The following is a 16,480-nucleotide window of genomic DNA, read 5'->3' on the forward strand; positions in this document are numbered from 1 at the left end:
TCAGGACGTGACCGGCGCGTGCTCGCGGGTGAGCGCGCACAGCCGCCACTGCCCCGGAACCCCCTTGAGCGCACGTTCGCTGTGCTCGGTGAAGCGGTGCCGCGAGCCGGTGACGATGTCACGCACTGTCGAGGAGACCAGCACCTCACTGGGCCCGGCCAGCCCGGCGACCCGGGCCGCGATGTGCACCGCCATGCCCGCCACGTCGGAGCCCCGCACCTCGACCTCGCCGGCGTGAATGCCGACCCGAATCTCGATGCCCAGCACGCGGACGGCGTCCACGAGGGCGTCGCAGCACGCGAGCGAGGCGCTCGGACTGGTGAAGGTCGCGACGAATCCGTCTCCGGCGGTGTTGACTTCCCGACCGCCGAACCGCTGGATCTCGTGCCGGACGATGGTGTCGTGGTTGTCCAGCAGATCGCGCCACCGGTTGTCACCGAGCAGGGCCGCGCGCTCGGTCGAGCCGACGATGTCGGTGAACACGATCGTGGTCAGGACCCGTTCGGCGTCCCCGCCGCGCCGCACCCCGGTGACGAACTCCTCGATCTCGTCGAGCATCGGGGCCATGTCGCCGACCCAGTACAGCGTGTCGTTGCCGGGTAGTTCGACGAGGCGCGCTCCGGTGATGTGCTCGGCGAGGTAGTGCCCGTGCTCGACCGGGGAGAAGCTGCGGTTGTCGCGATGCAGGATCAGCGTCGGTGCGGTGATCCGCGACAGGGTGTCGCGCACGTCGGAGTGCCGCACGGCGTCGATGATGGCCCGCGCCATGCTGGGGGACGCGGCGCGGTTACCGGCCATGTCCCACCACGCCCGGAACGCGGCGTCGTCGGCGACGCTCGGCGCGATGATGCGCAGGATGTCGAAACCGCGCTCCACGGCGTCCGGTTCGATCGCGATCGTGGTGAACGGATCGCTGGCTTCCAGCTCGGCGCCGATCGGGTAATCCTGGCCGCGCAGCGTGCGCGCGGCGCCGTTGATGCACACCAGGCTGCTCACCCGCTCGGGATAGTCGGCGGCCAGAACCAGTCCCGTCATCGAGGTGAACCCAGGGGCCAGGATCGTCGCCCGCTCGCAGCCGACGGCGTTCATGACGGCGATCGCATCGTGGGCCCAGTGCTTCGGTCCGATCGTGTCCAGCGACGACAACCGGGACGACAGCCCGATGCCGCGCTGGTCGTAGCGGATCACCCGGGCGAACGAGGCCAGTCGCCGGTGAAAGCGGAACATCGACGGCTCGGAGTCGACCGTGTCGATGGGGATGGACGGCCCAGGCAGGACCAGCAGGTCGATCGGTCCGTCACCGAACACCTGGTAGGCGATGTCGCCCTCGCTGCAGCTGGCATAGCGAGTGCGGGGAACCTGCGCCACGGCTACAGGCTAATGACCGGTACCAGGCCCGATGTCAGCGCCCGACGCGATACCGGCCGGCGGCGTCGGCGAGCGTCAGTCCGTGACCGGGGCCGGCGGTGTTGGCGATCAGGGCGCCGCCGGCCGCGGCGGGCACCCCGTCGAACAGCAGTTGTTCCAGCCGCACATGGTCGACGAAGTATTCGAGGTGGCGCAGGTTGGTGACGGCCGCTGCCACCGGGGTGTGCAACGCCGGCGCGCAATGCCCGGAGACTTGCAGGTTGTACGACGCGGCGATGGCTGCGGCGGCCATCCAGCCGGTGTAGCCGCCGCAGCGGGTGGCGTCGAGTTGCAGGCAGTCCACCACGGGCGCGAGACGACGGGCTTCGAAGAGATCAGACACGTATTCGCCGGCCGCGACGTCGCAGCACAAGGCGTGGCGCAGGACGTCGAGACCGGCGGTGTCGTCGCTGCTCACCGGTTCCTCGAACCAGACCACGCCGAGATCGTCGAGGGCAGCCCCGACCCGGCGCGCCTGACCGACGGTGTAGCCGCCGTTGGCGTCGACCATCAGCGCCACTCCGCTGCCGGCCAGGTCGCGCAGCTGCCGTACCCGTTCCAGGTCGCGGTCGACGGCGGATCCCCAGCCCTGTCCGATCTTGATCTTCATCGCGGTGCATCCGGCCGAACGCCAGTCCTGTACCTGTTCTTCGAGTTGAGCTTCATCGAGTGTGGTGAAACCTCCCGAGCCGTAGATCGGAATCGCGCAGCGGGCCTGGCCCAGCAGCGAGGTCAGCGGTTCGTCGCGCAATCTCGCCTTCAGATCCCACAGCGCCACATCGACGGCGCTGATGGCTTGCATGACCAGCCCACGGGTGCCGAAATTGCGGCAACTGCGCCGCATCGACTCCCAGGCGCCGGTGATGTCGTCGGGATTGCCACCGGTCACCACCTTCGACAGCTGTTCGGAGATGACGGCGGCGCCGGCCGCCGAACCGTAGGTCCAGCCCAGTCCCGAGGTCTGGCGGGCATGTACGTGCACGACGACGGCGGTGGTGGCGTCCCACTCGAACGTTCCGTCAGCTTCGGGCACCGGGGTGTCCACGGTGTAAACGGCGACGTCGATGCCGTCGATCCGGTTCACGCGAGCGACCTTTCCCGCCGATCCGCCCGGCCTCGGGCGTGTTCGGACATCAGGTCGGCGGCACGCGCGGCCAGCGCCATGATGGTCAGCGCCGGGTTCGCGGCGCCTTGTGTGGGCATGGTGCTGCCGTCGACCACATAGAGACGATCGACGCCGAACACGCGATGCTGCCCGTCCACCACCCCCTGCTCGGCGCGGGCGGCCATCCGGGCACCACCCACGAGGTGGGCGTAGCGCTCGATGGTGATGACTTCCTGTGCCCCCGCTGCGCGCAGGATGTCTTCCATGACCGAGGTGGCGGCCTTGATGAGTTGCCTGTCGTTGTCGCACTGGGAGTAGGCGAAGTGCGCCACCGGAAGGCCGTGGCGGTCGGTTTCGTCGGCCAGCGTGACCCGGTTGCCGGCCTGGGGCAGCAGTTCGCACAGCGCGCCCAGGGTGGCCCAGTGGATGTAGTCGCGCATGTATTCGCGCAAGGTCGTGCCCCAGTGCCCTTGGGCGGCAACGTGTTCGGACCAGGTGATCGGTAACGGGCTGACGGTTTGAATGGCCCAGCCCCGTTGGTACGGTTTGCTCGGATCGGTCTCGTAGAACTCCTCGGTGCTGACCTCGGGCGGCGGGGCTTTGTACATGCGTATCTCGTCGTCGAAGCGCCCGGCGACCTGTGGGGCACCCTGCACCATCAGGTAGCGGCCGAGTTGATCGTGTTCGTTGCCCAGCCCCTGCGGGTAGCGGTTGGTGGCCGAAAGAAGCAGCAGCCGTGGCGTTTCGATCGAATAGCCGGCGACGACGACGGCAGCGGCCCGTTGCCGGCGCACCACGCCGGCGTGGAAGTATTCGACGCCGGTGGCGCGACCGGTGCGGTCATCGACGAGTATCCGCGACACATGGCAGTCGGGCCGGATCTCGGCGCCGTGGGCCAGCGCGTCGGGAATGTGAGTGATCAGTGGGCTGGCCTTGGCGTTGACTTTGCAGCCCTGCAAGCAGAATCCGCGATAGATGCAGTGCGGCCGGTTCCCGAAGCGGCCGTTGGGGATCGCCACCGGACCCACCCGCGTCGGGATACCCAGTGCGGCGGCGCCTTTGCGAAACACCCCGCCGTTGCCGCTGACCGGGTGCGGCCGGTGCGGATAGGTGTGCGGGTCGCCCCACGGCCAATCCTGCCCGGCGACCGGCAATTCGGCTTCGATCTGCTCGTAGTAGGGACGCAACGTGGCGTAGTCGATGGGCCAGTCGGCGCCCACCCCGTCGGCGCTGTAGGTGTGGAAATCCGAGGGGTGGAAGCGCGGCGTGTAGCCGGCGAAGTGCACCATCGATCCACCGACCCCGCGCCCGGAGTTGTTGGAGCCCAACGGAACCGGATCCTCGCCGCCGATCTGGCGGGGTTCGGACCAGAACAGCACATGTGAGCCGCGCTCGTCGCTTACCCAGTCGGTGTCCGGATCCCAGAACGGGCCGGCGTCCAGCACCACGGTGCTCCAGCCCGCCCGGGCCAGTCGCTGGGCCAGAGTGCCGCCCCCGGCGCCGGCCCCCACGATGACGACGTCGACCTCGTCGTCCTCGGGGTAACGGCGCATATCGGCGCGCAGTCGGTGATTGGTTCGCGAACCGTCATTGGGGATGAGCCAGGCGGATTCGTTGCGCGCCCGGACGGCGCGGTAGTCACTCACGCCGGACCCCGGCCGGACAGGTCGTCGTCGGCCTTGCGGGCGCGCTCCACCCGTTCGGCGAATGGCGCCGGGTCGGACTCGTCGTGATCGGCGACCTCCCACTTCTCCCGGGTGTTGATTCCCGGGTTGAGATAACCGCGCGGGTAAGCCGGTCCGCTGAAACCGATCTCGTTCCACGCCCACGGATGCGAATAGAACGCGGTGGTGGCGTATCGCGTCCACAGGCTCCAGACGTGGTTGGCGGCGAAACCGTGCCAGGATTCGCCGCTCTCGGCCAGATCCTGCACATCCTGCAGCAGCCGCGCCTGGTCAGGCTCGCCGAGTTCGGCGTAACCGACGCTGTGCCGCGTGTGCGCGTCCTGGTCGAGGTGCGCCAGTGTGTCGCGCCAGGCCTGGCCGTCTTCGGGCATGTCGTCGTAGTGCCAGCCGTCGGTCTCCGCCGTGGCGAGCCGGGTGTCGATCAGGGAAACCACCGGCACCCGCGGGTCGCGGTCCTGGGCAAGCAGCCGATCCAGCATCGGTGTTGCGATCCCGACTTCGTGAGTGGTGAAGAACGCCAACATGTTCGGCAGCGCCAGGCGCGCCAACACCACACCGGCCGTCACGTCATCCCACACGTGCGCCTGATCGAGCACGTCGAAGCCGGGGAACCGGCCTCGGCCCTGCGGGGTGATCGCGTGCTGGGTGGGAGGACGGAACGGCATCAGCGGTTCCCCTTGTCCGATAGCGGGCCCGGCAGGTCCTCCCGCCGCAGCACCGCCGCCAGCAGACCCATCGCACCGACCAGGGAGGCCAGCAGCGGCGCGAAGGCCGGCGGGCCGGACTCCATGTTGTACTTCGTGAAGCCGCCGGGCCGCTGCACGATTCCGCGCCAGTGCAGATACGTGCCCTGCACCCCGTTCACCACGATCGCCGCGCTGGCCGCCGGCAGCACGGTTTTGGCCGCCCGACGGGAGAAGAACCCCGCCACTCCGGCCGGTATCGCGGTGGGCAGCACCACGACCGGCCACCACATCATCTTGTTGCCGAAGCTGGCGCCGTCATGGGACAGGTAGATCTCGCCCGCGGTGACGGCCGCACCCGCCGCAGTCAATGCCGAAAGCGTGCGTTCGAACCGGCCGGTCCGAATGTCGTGCACTGCTTCGTCGATCAACTTCATGATCGGTCCTCCTTCTCGCCCGGCAGATATTGCTGCACCTTCTGCTTGACCCCCTGTTTGATGAATCCGGCGGCGTCCTCGTCGCCACCGAGCACCGACTTGGCCAGCGACTTGGCCTGCTCGAAAGTGGCGTGCGGGGGGATGGGTGGAACGTCGGGATCACAGCGCACATCCAGCACCGTCGGCCGGTCGGCGGCCAGCGCACGCTCCCACGCCGGGCCCAATTGCCCGGCCTGGTCGATGTTTTCGCCGTGCAGACTCAGGCTGCGCGCAAACCCGGCGTAGTCCACATCCGGAAGTGATTGCGACGCTTCGAATTTCGGCGAGTTCTCCATCGCGCGCATCTCCCAGGTGACCTGGTTGAGATCGTTGTTGTGCAGGACCGCGATGATCAGCCTCGGATCGGTCCACTGCCGCCAGTACTTCGCGATGGTGATCAGCTCGGCCATGCCGTTCATCTGCATCGCACCGTCACCGACGAAGGCGATGCTGGGGCGGTCGGGATGTGCCCACTTGGCGCCGATCACGTACGGCACCCCAGGGCCCATGGTGGCCAACGTGCCCGACAGCGATCCCCGCACTCCCGCAGTGAACTTCAGGTGGCGCGCATACCAGTTCGCCGCCGACCCGGAGTCAGCCGCGATGATGGCGTTGGACGGCATCCGCGTCGACAGTTCGTAGAAGATCCGCATCGGGTTGAGCGGGTCGGCGTCGGTCATCGCGCGGCGCTGCGCGGTGTTCCACCACTTGTCGACGTACTTCTCGATCTTCTCCCGCCAGCTGCGGTCAGACTTGCGTTGCAGTAGCGGAATCAGTGCCTGCAGTGTGGCTTTGGCGTCGCCGACCACGTTGAGTTCATACGGGTAACGCATGCCGATCCACTTGCCGGACCGATCTATCTGGACCGCCCGGGCCTGGTCGAGTTTCGGCAGGAACTGGGTGTAGGGGAAGTTGGACCCGACGGTGAGCAGCGTGTCGCAACCCATCATCAGATGCCAGCTGGCCGTCGTCCCGAGCAGCCCGATCGATCCCGTCACCCAGGGCAGGTCATCGGGCAATACGTCCTTGCCCAGCAACGCCTTTGCGGCACCGGCGCCGAGCAGGTCGGCAACCTCGGTCAACTCCTCGACGCATCCGCGTGCCCCCTGACCGACCAGCACCGCCACCCGCTCACCGGCGTTGAGCAGATCAGCCGCCGCACGGACCGCAGAGTCGTCTGCCGCGACCCGCGCCGGGCTGATTCCGAGGCTGGACGGAACCTGCTTGAACGCGTGCCCGGGCGGTTCATATTTCAGTTCGAAGACGTCGGACGGGACGATGATGCAGGTCGGGCAGCCTTCGCTCAACGCGATCCGGATGGCCCGGTCGATCAGGTTCGGCAATTGCTGTGGCACTGTGCACATTTGGACGTACTCATGGCACACATCCTTGAACAGGCTGATCAGATCGATCTCCTGCTGATAGGAACCGCCCATCGCCGAACGCTCGGTCTGCCCGACGATGGCGACCACCGGTACGTGGTCGAGCTTGGCGTCGTAGAGCCCGTTGAGCAGGTGCACGGCACCGGGGCCGCTGGTGGCCACGCATACTCCGAAGCCACCGGAGAACTTGGCGAACCCGACCGCCTGGAACGCGGCCATCTCCTCGTGACGGGCCTGCACGAACTGAGGTTTGTCCCCAGCCCGTTGCCACGCCGCGAGCAGACCGTTGATGCCGTCTCCGGGAAAGCCGAATACCTGTTTAACATCCCACTCCCGGAGTCGGGACAACAACACATCGCCAACGGTTTCAGACACTGTTCATCACTCTCCTGCTAGCCGGAATATCAAGGGATTGGGGTCGACCGACAGCACTGGCCGCCGGGCGGGCACAGGCCGATAGCCGGCGCCCGCCGGGCAACCGCGGCAGGATCGCTGCCGCGAGCCGGTCACGACCACGCTGTCGGACCGGTGGCGATGTGTCGGTCGCCAGATCGTGTGCGCCGAAGGCCGCCCACGCCGCGGCCACGGCGGCGTCGGTGAGTGCGGCCCGCGCCCGGTACCGGTCGGCAGCGGCCAGACCCAACGCGGTCAGCGAATGAACCGAGTCCACCCAGGTACCGGCGGCGACGAGTTCGGGGCTGGGACGGATGCCTGAGATGGCGGCCTGAAGCAGATGACGTGCGCCCAGGATTCGGGCGACGACGACGGCCTTCCGGTCGACTCGCACCCGGTGAATCCAGCCCAACACGAATTCCGGGGCAACCAGAAGCGCGGCGCCCCAAGCACTTCGGAGTACCTCGTTGTATCGCAACGGTGCGGTCATCGGATCCGCCCGCTCACCGGCGCCACCGCAGCGCGGCGACCGCGGTGGCGGCGACGGCCGCCGCGCCCACCCCCGTCAGTGTCCGGCTGTGTTCGGAGAACCAGAGTTGGGGTGCGCGGCCGACCGCGCGGTCGTCGAAGACGCCGTGTGCGCCGTGGTCGCTGCCGGCTTCCTCGTCGCGCGGCTCCCACAGGTTGTGCGGACGGTCGGGGCTGGCAGGCTCCGCCGTCTGCTGCGAGGAGTAGCCGGTCCTGGCAAGGTACCGATCCAGTAGCGCGGGCATCACCCGCTGGCCCATGATCGTGGCCGCCGTGCTCGCGCCGACCCAGTACTGCTTGCGCCGGGGGTGTTCGGCTGCGAATACCACCGCGCGCCCGGCGATTTCGGGCTGATAGATCGGTGGGACCGGCTGGGGATGACGCGGTAGCCGGGACAACACCCAGGAGAACTGCGGTGTGTTGACCGCGGGCATCTGTACCACGGTGATGTGGACGTTGCTGCCCTCGTGCATGAGTTCGGTGCGCACCGACTCGGTGAATCCGTTGATTGCGTGCTTGGCGCCGCAGTACGCCGACTGCAGCGGAATCGCGCGGGCGCCCAGGGCCGACCCCACCTGCACGATGGTGCCGGCGTCGCGCGGACGCATGCGCGCCAGTGCGGTCATGGTGCCATGCACGAATCCGAGGTAACTGACCTCGGTGACGCGTCGGAACTCCTCGGCGCTGATCCGGTGGAACGGGGCGAACACCGAAGTGAACGCGACGTTCACCCACACGTCGATCGGACCGAAGGAGCGTTCGGCTTCGTCCGCCGCGGCCTCGACCGCCCGGTGGTCGGCAACGTCGGTGGGGAGTGCCAAGGCTTGCCCGCCGGAGTTCTCGATCTCTTTGGCGGCGGCCTCCAGCCCGGCTGAACCGCGGGCGAGCAGAGCGACCTTGTCGCCCCGTGCGCCGAACAATCGTGCTGCGGCCCGGCCGATTCCGGCGCTCGCTCCCGTGACCACGACAGTGCGCGACGTCGTCATCAAGTCTCCTTTCGGCGTGATCGAACTTCCCCTCCGGACAATACGCCTAGTTCATGCGTCGCGCACGACATGCAACACACAGGATAATCTCAGTGCAATATATGAGTCGGGGATGTATTGTGCGGGTACGAAGGGAGCGGGATGGTCTCAGCGCGGAACAAGAGTCGCTCCGACGCGACCGCGGGGGCGTTCGATGACTTTGCCGCCGAGCTGGAAGCGGCGACCCGCGGATTTCTCGACATCAATGTCGGGGTGCTCGAAGAGATGGAGAAGAAGATAAGCCTGGGCGCGCTGCACGCACTGCAGTCGCTGGAGCGCCTGGGCCCGAGCCTGGTCACCGAACTCGGTGACGATCTGAACCTGCTGCCGTCGACCGCGAGCCGGCTCAGCGACCGCCTCGCCGAGGCCGGTTGGATCACCCGGCGCGTCTCACCGACGAACCGCCGTGCCACCTTGCTCGAGCTCACCCCGAGCGGGCGCACGGTGCTGCGGGAATTGCTCACGTTGCGCAAGAATGCATTGAAAACCGTTGTGGGACAGATGAACGACGACGACCGCGCAGCCCTGCTGCGGGGCACCCGGGCGTTCACTGCGGCCCGCGAGAAGCTGACCGAGCAGCGAACGTGACAAGCGCGGAGCCGCACCGCGACGACCGCCGGCGCCGGTCGGCTTGCTGGTGTGCCGTAGCCGCGGTAGCCACCATCCTGGTCGCGGGCTGTGCGGCGCCGGGACACACCCTCGAAGCCACCCCCGAGACGGTGGCAAGCCGGGTCGATGCGGCGCTGCACGCACCCGTGTGGTCATACCGCATGAACACCCTGGTTGCCCTCACCGACGATCAGCGACTCGCCGAAGTAACCGATCCCGCCGACCCTGCCAAGACCCGGACGCGGCTTTCGCCTCCGCTGGCCACCGGGCGCAACCTGCAAATCAGTCGCCGGGACGAAGGACGGGTTTTCCTACCGCAACCGCAGCGCGGCCGGGTTGCGGTGGTCGACCTGGCGAGCTTGCAGCCGATCGACTACGTCGACGCCGGACCGGCGCCGGCGTATCTGTCCGAAGACGCGGGCCTGCGGGTGCTGCTCGCGCTGTCAGCCGACGGATCTTCGGTGACGCCCGTCGAGGAGTACGGACATCGGAAGTTGGCCTCCGCCAAGCTCGGTGCTCCCGCGGACGCGATCGACGGGGCCAACCGCGGACGCTCCATCGACTACCACGTCTTCGGCCCGTCGGGTATCGGCTATTACAAAGGTCCGTCTTCGCCGCCCACGGAACGCGGTTCGATCCCGATGGACGTCGCGGTGTCGGCCGGAGACGGGACGAAGGTGACGCGCAGCTACGTGGCAAGCCACGACGACCCGGTGCTGTATGCGGTCGATTCCCGCCGTGGCGGAACGGGATTGGAGGTGCTGGCCCAAACCAGGCTGCCGTCGCCGGTGCTTGCGCTCGGCACTGACGAGACCCGCATCTACGCCGCAACCGATCGTCAGCTGGTGGTGCTGGAGACGGCCAGCATCATCGGGTACCCGCGCCAGACGATACCGATAGTTCATGTCGCCGACTATCGTGCCGGCCTGCCAGCCGGTCCGGTGCAATCCGCGCCGGTATCGGGCCTGGCGGTGGGCCCGCACCGGGTGTACCTCACCCTGCAGGGCGCCAAATATGTCATCAGCGTGGCGAAACCGCGCCTGTGAAGGGGGCTGAGTGTCGGTGAATATCGATGACGACCTCGAGTTCCTCCGCGAACAAATCGAGGCGCTCAAGCAGCTGGGACAACGAGATACGGTGAGCGAGGGCGAGATCTACGACTTCAGCATCAGGTGGGGCACCGCATTGGCCGGACGCCTTCCCCGCCTGGTGCACTTCAATTCGTTGAATCAACTCGACGAGACCGGCGAGCGGGAATTCCGGTCGTTGTGTGACGAACTACGCGCGCTGGCAGCATTGATCGGGCGCTTCGAGCTTGTCGAGCCCGAACTCTGTTCGGCCACAGATTAACTCGCGGCGGGTTCGGTGTCGGGAGCCAAGAACTCGTCACGGTGCAGCACGATGCCGCTGCGCGGCTTGGGGCACTCGGGATTGCGGCAGGTCAGCGCGATCATGTAGGCATCCAAGTCCTCGTTGAGGAACAGGTAGCCCAGGTACAGGGCATCTCCGATCTGAAAGCCGGTCGCGCCGCAGCCGTCGCAGTAGCCGCCTTTGGCCGCGATCTGTTCGGAAACCCGTTGTCGGGAAGCGTCGTTCAAGTCGAACAGCTCGGGCCGGACCGGTACCTCGGCCATGTTCAGATCTCCACGTTCTTGTCGTAGTAGACGTTGTCTTCCCGCCACCCACCGGTGCCCTTGCCGATACCGGCATAGTCGTTGATGAACTCGATCTGGCTGATCCACTTGGCCATCTTGAAACCGACTTGGGTTTCCACCCGGAGCCGCAGCGGTGCGCCGTGTTGAATCGGCAAGGGCTGACCGTTCATCTCGTAGGCAAGCAACGTCTGGGGCTTGTAGACGAGTTCGAGGTCGATCACCTCGTAGAACTGTCCGCCGCCGTGCGAGGCGGGCTCGTCGCGGTCGTTGTCCTGCATCGTCAGGAAACAGACGTACCTGGCCTGCGGCAGCGGTCGCACCAAGTCCGCGAGCTCTGCCAGCGGAATCCCGCTCCACTCGCCGATGCTGGTCCAGCCCTGCACACAGTGATGCATGACTCGCTGTGATTGCCGGCCGGCGAGGGCGCGCAGCGCGGCCAGATCCAGGGTCACCGGGTTTTCCACCAGACCGCCGACGCGCAATCGCCAATCGACGAAGTTGTGCACCGCCATCACCTTGTATTCGGTGCTGGCCGGGGGCTTTCCGTTGACCCGATGGGACTCGGAGATTTTCTCCGCAGGATAGTCCTGCCGAGAATCCAGCGGACGCAGCAGAACCCGGCGTGCGAGGTTGACCACCGCGCCCAGCACCCGCTGGACCGACCGGGGTCTGCGCAGGCTCCAGATCGTTGCTGCGGCATGGACGGCGACGATTGCCGCGATGATCACCAGCGACAGCACCGTGGCCAGCGTGGTGTTGCGCACCGAGCCGAAGATCATTGAGGCGGTCAGCGATCCCCAGCCCCAGAAGAAGACCATTGAAAGATGGATCACGATGAATATCAGGAAGGCGAGCAGACCCAGGAAGTGCAGGCTGCGCGCCCACTGGCGACCGCCCCACATCCGGACGTACCACGGGAAGCGTGCTGCGATCGCGGGGGATTGCGCAGCGCCGGTGAGGATCTGGAACGGCGCGAGCACGAAGACGACGCCGGCGTAGGTCAACTTCTGCATGGCGTCCATCGGTTCGCCGGGCAGCAGCGGCGGCAAGTTGAAACTCAGATAGGTGACGACGTCGTCCCAGGCGGTCGAGAAGATCGACCAGGAAGCCGGCCAGTACCGGTGCCACTGGCCGGTGGCGAACAACAGCACGTAGTAGGACAGGCCCAGCAGAATCCAGCCGATCACCGCGAAGAAGTGCCAGTGGCGGCCCATGCCGAGTTGTGCGTGGCCGGGTAAGGCGACAATCGGGTGGTAGGTCTCCTCTTCGTCGAGGGTGTCGTATAACCGGTCGCGCGGCATTACCTTGCGGGTGAACCGCGCCCATTCGGTGCCCGGTCTGCTGTCGTCGTGCCAATACAGCTTGGGGTGGGTGGCGAGGATTTCGATGCCGCTGCGGATGATCAACGTCACGAACAGCACGTTGAGCCAGTGCTCGATGCGCAGCCACGCCGGGTAATCCAGAGTTGTCATCGCAGAAGGATCCGTTCAGTCTTGCCAGCCTTGCCGGCGTGGATAAGCCACGTTCACCCCGGAAAGAACCGTGACGTGCACGGCGACGAAGCCAGCGGCCAGCGCCATCGCCAACGTTCCGGGCGCCACATCCCACCGACCGGTCAACGCTTCAAGGCCGGGTAAGCCGATCGGCCTGCTGCCCAGGTAAATTCCGAGGAAGACCACGCAGACGAAGCTACCGAGATACCAACCCCGTTGCGGCACAGCATCGTTGACCTTCGCCACCAGCGCCGTCGCGGCAAGCAGGCAACCGGCGATCAGTGCCACCGCGTAGCCGATGAAATAACCGGGCAAACTCGGCCCAGTGGTGAGGACATAGACGTGGACGGCAACCAGGCCGAGCAACAGGACTTCACCGATCGCGGTCACCGTCCGGGGCAGATCGAAAGCGATCCACCCGTCGAACGTGAGCAGTCGAGACGACAGGATGCCGTGCCAGACTTTGAGCCATAGCCGTCCGACTAAACCGACCACCAGTGGGAGATACCCGCGGGAGGTGGTGACAAACGCGCCGCGGGTCACCGGCGACCGGTCCCGCTGCCGATCGGCCCGCCATCGCCGTCGGCGAGCCGATGCGCCGTCTCGAACAACAGCGCGTGGACGAACGCCTGCGGCAGGTTTCCCCGCAGTTGGCGCTGCGTGACGTCGAATTCCTCGGCGAACAGACCCGGTGAGCCGCAGGCGGTCCGGTTGCGTTCGAACCATCGCACCGCCAGGACGGTGTTGCCCTGTTGGTGATCGGCCAAGGCCATCAAGAAGCCGCACAACAGGAATGCTCCTTCCGCCTCACCCAACGGCCGCTCGTCCGGCTGGAAGCGATAGACGAATCCGTGTCTTCCCAACTCGGCACGCACAGCTTCGATGGTCCTCACCGTGCGTGGATCATCGGACGGCACTGCGCCCCGAATCGCCGGGATGAGCAGTGCGGCGTCGATCCGCGAATCATCCGGTGCCCGTTGCCATCTGCGCGTTGGATGCAAACAGTCCGAGTCGGTGCTCGAGATCAGTTGGTCAGCCAGTTGCCGCCATTGCGAACCCTGCGGTGCCGGTGCCACCTCGCTGATGTGCCGTAATCCCGCCGCGCACGTCAATCGCGAGTGCGCCCAATGCTTGTCGGCCAACTCCCAGATGCCGGCGTCGGGCTCGCGCCACCGGTCCTCGATGGTCTGCGCCAACGTCTGCGCCGCGCGCCAGTGATCGCTGTCGAGGCGGTCGAGGCGTGCCGCCGCGGCCAGCAGGAGCAGCGCCTCACCGCAGGCGTCGAGCTGGAACTGGTCGGTCACCCAGTTGCCGCTCTTGACCACGGCACCGGGATAACCGGGCAGATCGAGATCCCGTTCCCGCGGCAGCGCGCTGCCGTCTACCGAGTAGGCCGGCTGGAGTCGGGGTCCGTCGGCCAGCACGCGCTCGCTGACGAACCGCACAGCATCGTCGAGCAACGGGTAGCCACCGGCACCGGCGATCGCCTGTCCGGCGTAACACTGGTCGCGGATCCAGCAGTACCGGTAGTCGTAGTTGCGGCCCTGTTCGGCGCGCTCCGGCAGCGACATCGTCGCCGCCGCAACCATGCCGCCCCCGCTGCTGGTCAGGCCGCGCAGCACCGCGTAGGCGAGTTCGGCATCGACATCGGCCAGGGTGCCCGAGACATCGGGAACCGCGTCGTGCCAAGCACTTTCGGTCTGTCGCCAGGCGTTGTCGGGCCGCACCGGGCCGGATTTCAATTCCCGGTCCGAGCATTCCAGGACCAGGTCGCGGTCCTGTCCCGGCAGCACCTGCACGATCAGTTCGAGCGAACCGTCTGCACAGCGTTGCGCGTCGTGCGCACCGGTCCAGCGGAACCGGTGCGGTCCGCAACGGCCGGTCCAAATCCCTTCCGTGCGGCGCAGATCGCGCATCGGCTCGGCGCCGAAGTCGGCACGTAAGTCCAGCACGATCCGCACTTGCACCGGACGATCGAGCGCGGAGATGCGGCGCAACAATACCGCCTGGTGCCGATCACCGGGATACGCCAACGCTTCTCGGCATTCGACAATGCCGTCGGTGGTCACCCACCGCGACCGCCAGATCAGCGATCGCTTCTCATAGTGGCCACCCCATACGAACCCGGTGTCGGCCGGGCACACGACGTAGGCACCGCGCCCACCTAGCAGTGAGCTGAAGACCGCCGGACTGTCCCAGCGCGGCAGGCACATCCAGCAATAGTCACCACGCGGCCCGACGACGACTCCCCGCTCTCCGTCGGCGAGCAACGCGTAGTCGCGTAACACGTGCGGAGACAACAATCCTGCACTGGCTTGCTTGTCATTCATCGGCCCTGACCACGCTACAAGCGTGACCTGGGGACTTGCTGTCAATGATCGGGACCAGGTAGTGCGCCGCATAGTGGCGGACGGCCTGGGGGTCCGACGTGTCGAGGCGGTCGGTGGGGAACACGATGATGCCGACGGCCACCCGCAGCAGGATGTCGGCGATGTTGGCCAGGTCCGCCTCGGGCATGTCGGCGCCGCACCGGCGCAGGGTGTGGGCGATCCCGTCGGCGAACTGGTTGATCGGAAACACCTGCGAGCGGGAGAACATCCCGAACAACTCGGGTTCGCTCTCCGCAATGCGCGAATACAGCGGGGAATCCTGGATGAGTCGGACGCCGAGGGCGAACGCCTCGATGACCGCCTCCTGCGGGTTCCGGCCGCTGGTGGCGTGGTCCAGAGTGGTGAAGAACAGCTTGCCCTCGCGTCGCACTACCGCCTCGAAAAGGGCGTCCTTGCTGGGGAAGCGGCGGTAGATGGTGCTGCGGCTGACGTCCGCGCGGGCGGCGATGTCCTCGATGTTGGCCCGGCGCACCCCGTAGGTCTCGAAGATGGCGCGGGCGGTGTCCAGGATGGTGCGGTCGAGGTCGGTGAGGTCGGCCGACGCCTGCGGGCCCATCTTGGACGGCATGACTGTGATTCTCTCTGCACCGCGTGTGGGGTCGACGCTGTGGTGGTCACCACATTGGTCGCCGGGTCCACTAAGGGTAAGGTGAAACAAAAGTACAAGTTTGTGTCTGTGCTTCACAACCGGGGGACACCATGACGGCTGAACTGGATCTGGACTTCGACACCGGCGTGCGCGAGGGGACGCCGATGGTCGTCGACGAGATTGACGAGACGGCACCGGTGCTCGGTCCGGATTCGCTCATCTGGAAGTTCTACGGGGACCACCGCACCCAGATCTTCGGCTTTCAACGGGTCGCGGGCACCGAGAACTGCATCGAACAACTGGGCCAGGGCGTGCTGGACCATTCGGTGATCTTCAGCGACACCCTCGGTCGGGCCAAGCGGACCGGTCCGCCCCTGATGAAGACGGTGTACTCCGACGACCCGCACGCCTGGGGCCGGACCGTGCGCGACTTCCACAAGCCGATCAAGGGCACCATCAGCGACGGCTCGCGCTACCACGCGCTGAATCCCGAGCTGTTCTACTGGGCGCACGCGACCTTCGTCGACCAGGTGCTCTACAACACCGACACCTTCATCCGGCGGTTGTCGCACGCCGAGAAGGAGCAGATTTTTCAGGAGAGCAAGGTCTGGTTCAGCCTCTACGGCGTCAGTGACCGCGGGCAGCCGCAGACCTACGACCAGTTCGTCGCCTACTGGGACGGCATGCTGGAACGCTTCGTGCCGCACAAGACGGTGTTGTACGGCACCGGTTACATCCGGAAAGGCATCCCGGCGCCGCGCCGGATTCCGCCGCCGATCTGGAAGATCCTGTCGGCGCCGATCAATGCCTACGCTCGGCTGGTCATCGTCGGAACGTGTCCGCCGCAGATGCGCGAAGTGTGCGGCTTGGCCTGGAACGATAAGAAGGAGAAGCGTTTTCAGCGCTTCGCCGCCGTCATGCGGGCGCTCAATCCGGTGTTGAACCGGTTGCCGGTGCGCGTGATCTACACGCCGTGGGCGGCGGATGCGTGGGAGCGGGTGGGGGTCGACCCACGCAAGCGGCTCAACTGAGAGATTGACAGCCGCCTAGTCCGATGGTC

The 16,480-nt window shown here is 66.7% G+C and carries 17 protein-coding genes; 4 read left to right on the top strand and 13 right to left on the bottom strand.

Features of this window, described 5'->3' with window-relative positions; translation table 11 throughout:
* The 8 genes from lipJ to AC5Y47_RS10305 form a co-directional block, all read right to left on the bottom strand.
* Complete coding sequence (gene lipJ / locus AC5Y47_RS10270) at positions 1-1,368, bottom strand: bifunctional lipase/adenylate cyclase LipJ (protein ID WP_499943845.1); 1,368 nt, start codon at positions 1,366-1,368, stop codon at positions 1-3.
* 34 nt (positions 1,369-1,402) lie between these two features.
* On the bottom strand, positions 1,403-2,491 hold the full coding sequence (locus AC5Y47_RS10275; protein ID WP_499943846.1) for an enolase C-terminal domain-like protein: 1,089 nt from the start codon (positions 2,489-2,491) through the stop codon (positions 1,403-1,405).
* The gene (locus AC5Y47_RS10280) at positions 2,488-4,065 is read right to left on the bottom strand and encodes a GMC family oxidoreductase (RefSeq protein WP_499943917.1); all 1,578 of its coding nucleotides are present in this window, start codon (positions 4,063-4,065) and stop codon (positions 2,488-2,490) included. The genes AC5Y47_RS10275 and AC5Y47_RS10280 overlap by 4 nt, the downstream gene beginning before the upstream one ends.
* Before the next feature lie 89 nt (positions 4,066-4,154).
* Complete coding sequence (locus tag AC5Y47_RS10285) at positions 4,155-4,862, bottom strand: gluconate 2-dehydrogenase subunit 3 family protein (RefSeq protein WP_499943847.1); 708 nt, start codon at positions 4,860-4,862, stop codon at positions 4,155-4,157.
* Positions 4,862-5,317: a hypothetical protein gene (locus AC5Y47_RS10290; RefSeq protein ID WP_499943848.1), complete on the bottom strand. Its 456-nt coding sequence runs from the start codon at positions 5,315-5,317 to the stop codon at positions 4,862-4,864. The genes AC5Y47_RS10285 and AC5Y47_RS10290 overlap by 1 nt, the downstream gene beginning before the upstream one ends.
* Positions 5,314-7,113, bottom strand: a complete 1,800-nt coding sequence (locus AC5Y47_RS10295) for a thiamine pyrophosphate-requiring protein (RefSeq protein WP_499943849.1) — start codon at positions 7,111-7,113, stop codon at positions 5,314-5,316. The genes AC5Y47_RS10290 and AC5Y47_RS10295 overlap by 4 nt, the downstream gene beginning before the upstream one ends.
* Positions 7,106-7,621 (bottom strand): hypothetical protein, encoded by a 516-nt coding sequence (locus AC5Y47_RS10300; RefSeq protein WP_499943850.1) that lies wholly within the window; start codon positions 7,619-7,621, stop codon positions 7,106-7,108. Before AC5Y47_RS10300 ends, AC5Y47_RS10295 begins: the two co-directional genes overlap by 8 nt.
* 13 nt (positions 7,622-7,634) lie before the next feature.
* The gene (locus AC5Y47_RS10305) at positions 7,635-8,645 is read right to left on the bottom strand and encodes an SDR family oxidoreductase (protein WP_499943851.1); all 1,011 of its coding nucleotides are present in this window, start codon (positions 8,643-8,645) and stop codon (positions 7,635-7,637) included.
* A gap of 141 nt (positions 8,646-8,786) precedes the next feature.
* Here AC5Y47_RS10305 and AC5Y47_RS10310 point away from each other — a divergent pair, with 141 nt between their 5' ends.
* Genes AC5Y47_RS10310 through AC5Y47_RS10320 form a run of 3 tightly spaced genes read left to right on the top strand, consistent with a single transcriptional unit; the run spans position 8,787 to position 10,643 of the window.
* Entirely contained in the window at positions 8,787-9,272 is a 486-nt protein-coding gene (locus AC5Y47_RS10310; RefSeq protein WP_499943852.1) for a MarR family winged helix-turn-helix transcriptional regulator, read from the top strand.
* Entirely contained in the window at positions 9,269-10,339 is a 1,071-nt protein-coding gene (locus AC5Y47_RS10315) for a hypothetical protein (RefSeq protein ID WP_499943853.1), read from the top strand. Before AC5Y47_RS10310 ends, AC5Y47_RS10315 begins: the two co-directional genes overlap by 4 nt.
* 16 nt (positions 10,340-10,355) lie before the next feature.
* Positions 10,356-10,643: a hypothetical protein gene (locus tag AC5Y47_RS10320; protein WP_499943854.1), complete on the top strand. Its 288-nt coding sequence runs from the start codon at positions 10,356-10,358 to the stop codon at positions 10,641-10,643.
* Here AC5Y47_RS10320 and AC5Y47_RS10325 read toward each other — a convergent pair.
* Genes AC5Y47_RS10325 through AC5Y47_RS10345 form a run of 5 tightly spaced genes read right to left on the bottom strand, consistent with a single transcriptional unit; the run spans position 10,640 to position 15,399 of the window.
* Positions 10,640-10,927, bottom strand: coding sequence for a hypothetical protein (locus AC5Y47_RS10325; RefSeq protein ID WP_499943855.1), 288 nt, complete (start codon positions 10,925-10,927; stop codon positions 10,640-10,642). The genes AC5Y47_RS10320 and AC5Y47_RS10325 overlap by 4 nt on opposite strands.
* A 2-nt stretch (positions 10,928-10,929) precedes the next feature.
* Positions 10,930-12,420, bottom strand: coding sequence for a molybdopterin-dependent oxidoreductase (locus AC5Y47_RS10330; RefSeq protein WP_499943856.1), 1,491 nt, complete (start codon positions 12,418-12,420; stop codon positions 10,930-10,932).
* Between the two features lie 15 nt (positions 12,421-12,435).
* On the bottom strand, positions 12,436-12,936 hold the full coding sequence (locus tag AC5Y47_RS10335) for an oxidoreductase (protein WP_499943857.1): 501 nt from the start codon (positions 12,934-12,936) through the stop codon (positions 12,436-12,438).
* 44 nt (positions 12,937-12,980) lie between these two features.
* Positions 12,981-14,771, bottom strand: a complete 1,791-nt coding sequence (locus AC5Y47_RS10340) for a glycoside hydrolase family 15 protein (RefSeq protein ID WP_499943858.1) — start codon at positions 14,769-14,771, stop codon at positions 12,981-12,983.
* A complete protein-coding gene (locus AC5Y47_RS10345) occupies positions 14,764-15,399 on the bottom strand; it encodes a TetR/AcrR family transcriptional regulator (protein WP_499943859.1) in 636 nt (211 codons plus the stop codon). The genes AC5Y47_RS10340 and AC5Y47_RS10345 overlap by 8 nt, the downstream gene beginning before the upstream one ends.
* Positions 15,400-15,530: 131 nt before the next feature.
* On the opposite strand from AC5Y47_RS10345, the gene AC5Y47_RS10350 reads away from it, so the two are divergent.
* Positions 15,531-16,451, top strand: coding sequence for an oxygenase MpaB family protein (locus tag AC5Y47_RS10350; RefSeq protein ID WP_499943860.1), 921 nt, complete (start codon positions 15,531-15,533; stop codon positions 16,449-16,451).
* The last annotated feature ends 29 nt before the right edge of the window (positions 16,452-16,480 follow it).

The organism is Mycobacterium sp. NGS22 (assembly GCF_059813095.1).

Excerpts from the sequence above, each read along its gene's own strand:
- AC5Y47_RS10350 (WP_499943860.1), top strand. The coding sequence starts at position 15,531 with ATGACGGCTGAACTGGATCTGGACTTCGACACCGGCGTGCGCGAGGGG.
- AC5Y47_RS10290 (WP_499943848.1), bottom strand. The coding sequence starts at position 5,317 with ATGAAGTTGATCGACGAAGCAGTGCACGACATTCGGACCGGCCGGTTC.
- AC5Y47_RS10325 (WP_499943855.1), bottom strand. The coding sequence starts at position 10,927 with ATGGCCGAGGTACCGGTCCGGCCCGAGCTGTTCGACTTGAACGACGCT.
- AC5Y47_RS10285 (WP_499943847.1), bottom strand. The coding sequence starts at position 4,862 with ATGCCGTTCCGTCCTCCCACCCAGCACGCGATCACCCCGCAGGGCCGA.
- AC5Y47_RS10280 (WP_499943917.1), bottom strand. The coding sequence starts at position 4,065 with ATGCGCCGTTACCCCGAGGACGACGAGGTCGACGTCGTCATCGTGGGG.
- AC5Y47_RS10345 (WP_499943859.1), bottom strand. The coding sequence starts at position 15,399 with ATGCCGTCCAAGATGGGCCCGCAGGCGTCGGCCGACCTCACCGACCTC.
- AC5Y47_RS10305 (WP_499943851.1), bottom strand. The coding sequence starts at position 8,645 with ATGACGACGTCGCGCACTGTCGTGGTCACGGGAGCGAGCGCCGGAATC.
- AC5Y47_RS10330 (WP_499943856.1), bottom strand. The coding sequence starts at position 12,420 with ATGACAACTCTGGATTACCCGGCGTGGCTGCGCATCGAGCACTGGCTC.
- AC5Y47_RS10300 (WP_499943850.1), bottom strand. The coding sequence starts at position 7,621 with ATGACCGCACCGTTGCGATACAACGAGGTACTCCGAAGTGCTTGGGGC.
- AC5Y47_RS10310 (WP_499943852.1), top strand. The coding sequence starts at position 8,787 with ATGGTCTCAGCGCGGAACAAGAGTCGCTCCGACGCGACCGCGGGGGCG.
- AC5Y47_RS10340 (WP_499943858.1), bottom strand. The coding sequence starts at position 14,771 with ATGAATGACAAGCAAGCCAGTGCAGGATTGTTGTCTCCGCACGTGTTA.